Annotated in this window: 3 protein-coding genes; all 3 read right to left on the bottom strand. The window is 70.1% G+C overall.

Features of this window, described 5'->3' with window-relative positions; all coding sequences use genetic code 11:
* Positions 1-137: 137 nt before the first annotated feature.
* The 3 genes from ABTZ89_RS36950 to ABTZ89_RS36960 all read right to left on the bottom strand — a co-directional run bounded on the left by ABTZ89_RS36950 (position 138) and on the right by ABTZ89_RS36960 (position 3,473).
* Entirely contained in the window at positions 138-1,415 is a 1,278-nt protein-coding gene (locus ABTZ89_RS36950) for an acyltransferase family protein (RefSeq protein WP_351053741.1), read from the bottom strand.
* A gap of 139 nt (positions 1,416-1,554) precedes the next feature.
* Positions 1,555-2,229 carry a response regulator gene (locus tag ABTZ89_RS36955; RefSeq protein WP_351053744.1) on the bottom strand — a complete coding sequence of 225 codons (675 nt, stop codon included), beginning with the start codon at positions 2,227-2,229 and terminating at the stop codon, positions 1,555-1,557.
* Complete coding sequence (locus ABTZ89_RS36960) at positions 2,226-3,473, bottom strand: sensor histidine kinase (protein WP_351053747.1); 1,248 nt, start codon at positions 3,471-3,473, stop codon at positions 2,226-2,228. Before ABTZ89_RS36960 ends, ABTZ89_RS36955 begins: the two co-directional genes overlap by 4 nt.
* Positions 3,474-3,590 lie beyond the last annotated feature (117 nt).

The raw sequence follows: 3,590 nt of genomic DNA on the forward strand, positions 1-3,590 counted from the left end.
CTCCTCGGTCCCCGGGGTGCTTTGTATTGGGGGGCTATATACAAAACAAATACCCCCACCCCCCACCTCGCAACCCGCACCGGCGCACTTGGTCGCTGCGTAGGGGGAGCGGAAGGTTTGCGTCCGGCGCAGGGGGATCAGCTGAACACCGGCTGCAGCGGTGCGGATCGTTGCAGGCGCAGCGCTACCAGCAGCAGGAGCGCTCCGCACGTCGCCGAGACGGTGGTGAATCCGGCGGCGAGCACCGCGACGACGGCAGCGATGGCGATGACCACACCTGCCGAGGCGCGTCCGGGAGTGCGAGGACCAGGGCCGATGGGGCCGCGCTCGAAACGGCCCGCCCAAGCGGCCAGCGGGACGAGGACCAGCGCGATCCCGACCAGCCACAGGGGGCGGGTCAGCCACCACGAGGTGCCGAGCGGCTCCGGCCACGGGGATCCCAGCGCCAGCAGCCCGGCGGCGAGCAGCGAGAGTGCGGGCATGTGCCAGAGGTAGGCGGTCAGCGAGTGCTTGCCGATCACGTCGACGGCGGCGCGCAACCGCGGTCGGCTCACGAGCACCGCGAGACGCGCGCTGACCAGCGACAACAGGCACACCTGGACGACGCCGAGCAGCACCAGGTTGATGGTCGGCGGGTTGAGGTTGGCCAGCATGTCGGCGGGATAGGGGCCGGCGGTGGTGCTGGTCAGCAGCAGCGCGAACGCGCCGAGCGCCATGCCCAGCAGCTGGCCGTGGGACCGGAACCGGAACCAGCCGTCGGCGTACCAGAACCCGATCTGCTGGACGGCCAGCCAGACGAAGGCGAGGTTGGCGAACCCGATCGCGGGCGAACCGGTGGTGATCGACAACAGGTCGACACCGATCGCGGCCGAGACGAGCAGCGCCAGCGTCGCCCGCGGTGCTCGCTCGTGCAGCCGGGACAGCAGCGGCACCAGGGCGGAAGTTCCGAGGTAGACCCCGATGAACCACATCGGTTGGCTCAGCCGGAAACCCAGCTGCGCCAACAGGTCCGGCGAAACACCTGCCGCGCTCGCCACCGCCAGCGCACCGGCGATCACGGCGAAGGCGACGAGAGCGGGCCGGGCGAGCCGGGTCAGGCGGACCCGGATGAAGTCGGCCGGTGCCGCACCAGCACTGCGCATCCGGCGCCACTGGGTGATGCCCGCGAACCCGCCGACGACGAAGAACAGCGGCATCACCTGGACGATCCAGGAAACCGGTGTGAACCACGGCTGGTTCTCCAGCGCATTCGTGATCTGAGTTCCCGACGGGCCGATCTCGATGCCCGCCATCGTCGCGTGCAGGACGACGACCACCACCAGGCAACCGGCCCTGACCAGGTCGAGAACCCGGTCCCGGGACGCCCCTGGAGCGGCGGTCGGTGCCGGTGCAGAAGACGTGCGCGTAGCAGCCACTTTCGCTTCTCCCCAGTGAAGAAGTCCGGACGAATTCCGGACGGGAGGAGCGTATGAATCCAGCGACCCGCACCGCGTCCATCCGCGGAGCGCATTCGAACCCCCTACCGCGGTAGGGGGTGATCAATCCCGGGTACGGTCAGCTGCCGTTGGCCGAGACCAGGCCGCATTCGTAGGCGACGATGACGGCCTGCACCCGGTCGCGGATGTCCAGCTTGCCGATGATGCGGCTGACGTGGCTCTTCACGGTCTGCTCGGCGATGAACAGCGCGTCGGCGATCTCGCCGTTGGTGAGCCCCTGCGCGACGAGCACCAGCACCTCGCGCTCCCGTTCGGTGAGCGCGGCCAGGCGGGGTGCGGTGGCCGGGCGCGGCGGGGCGGAGCGGGCGAAGTGCTCGATCATCCGGCGCGTCACCGTCGGCGCCAGCAGCCCATCACCCGCGGCGACCACCCGCACGGCCGAGACGAGGTCGGCGGGAAGTGCGTCCTTGAGCAGGAATCCGCTGGCCCCGGCCCGGATCGCTTCGTAGACGTAGTCGTCGATGTCGAAGGTCGTCAGCATCAGCACGCGGGGCACGTGCTCGACGGCGGCGGGCGGGTTCACCAGCTGCCGGGTCGTGTCGATCCCGTTGAGCACCGGCATCCGCACGTCCATCACGACGACGTCCGGGTGGCGGGCGTGCGAGATCTCGATCGCCCGGGCGCCGTTGTCCGCCTCGCCCACCACTTCCATGTCCGGCTGGGAGCCGAGCAGGGCGGCGAACCCGGCCCGCACCATCGCCTGGTCGTCGACGACGAGAACCTTGATGGTCATCGGACTTCCCGCTCCCGCGCATCGTCGCCCACGTGCAGTGGGAGAACCGCTCGTACTTCGTAGCCGCCGCCGTCGAGCTGTCCGAAGTGGACACTGCCGCCGACGACCGAGGCCCGCTCCTGCATGCCGACGAGGCCGTGCCCACCGCCCGGCACCGGCGACACCGCCCGTTCCGGAGCGCCGTTGCGCACGACGATCGTCAGCTCACCGCCGGAGCGGGTGAACTGCACTTCGGTGGGTGCACCGGGGGCGTGCCTGGTGACGTTGCTCAACGCCTCCTGCACGATGCGGAACGCCGAGATACCGGCGATCTCGCTGCCCGCCCCGTCTTCCAGCAACTCCTCGCCGTGCGCAGTGACGTCCATCCCCGCGCGGCGAGCGCTGTCGATCAGCTCCGGAACGCGGGCCCAACCCGGCTGCGGGAGGAGTTCGCCGCCGCTCCGGTCGTCCCGCAGAACCCCCAGCACGCTGCGCATCTCGCGCAACGCCTGCCGGGACGCCGCCGCCATCTCGTCGAACTCGGCGACGAGCGCCGGCTCGAGGTTCGGGTGCCGGTACTGCGCCGTGGTCGCCTGCACGCTGATGAGCGACATGCTGTGCGCGATCACGTCGTGCAGCTCGCGGGCGATCCGCGTCTTCTCCTCGGCGATCACGCGCTTGGCGTGCTCGTCGGAGGTGAGCCTGCGCTCCTGCACGAGCTGCGCGGAGATCTGCCGCCACTGCCGCACCACCAGCGCGATTCCGAGCGCGCCACCGGTGACCGCGCCGAACAGGAAGAGGTTCCCCACGACGGAAATCGCCGCCACTGCGTGCGGGACGAGCACGGCGGCCCCGTTCGCGGCCACGGCGCCACCGAACCAGCACTGCAGGCCGGTCTGCCATCCCCAGCGCACGCCGAGCGCGCTGATCAGCAGCGCTTGGCCGATCAGCGTCGTCACCGAGACCGGCCAGATGGCCGCGGGATCGTCGCTGGGAGCCGCCAGCGCGAGCAGGAACAGGGCCGCGCAGGAGATGGCGATCGCGGCCTGCGGGCGGACGAACGCGATGCCGATGGATCCGACCTGTGCGGTGCTGAGCAGGAACGCCAGCACCACCGGCATCCCGAGCACCGCGGCGTTGACCGGGATGGCCACGGCCATCAGCGACAACGCGAGAACACCGAGTACGGCCGCGGCCCAGACGACGGGCTTCACCTGGGGGCGCGGCGGTCCGTCCGGATCGCCCCCGCGCTTGGACTTGGCCATCAGCAGAGGTTCAACTCCACAGCTCGCAGAGATCTCCGACGAGCCTACTCGCCGCGGCCGGTGCCCAGGGGTCGGGTGTTATTTTTGTGGGGGTGTGAAACCCAAAATATAAACAAA

Source organism: Saccharopolyspora sp. NPDC002686, from assembly GCF_040295745.1.
GTDB lineage: Bacteria > Actinomycetota > Actinomycetes > Mycobacteriales > Pseudonocardiaceae > Saccharopolyspora > Saccharopolyspora oryzae.

What these genes read in the sequence shown, in the direction of transcription:
- ABTZ89_RS36955 (WP_351053744.1), bottom strand. Translation starts at nt 2,229, where the DNA reads ATGACCATCAAGGTTCTCGTCGTCGACGACCAGGCGATGGTGCGGGCC.
- ABTZ89_RS36960 (WP_351053747.1), bottom strand. Translation starts at nt 3,473, where the DNA reads ATGGCCAAGTCCAAGCGCGGGGGCGATCCGGACGGACCGCCGCGCCCC.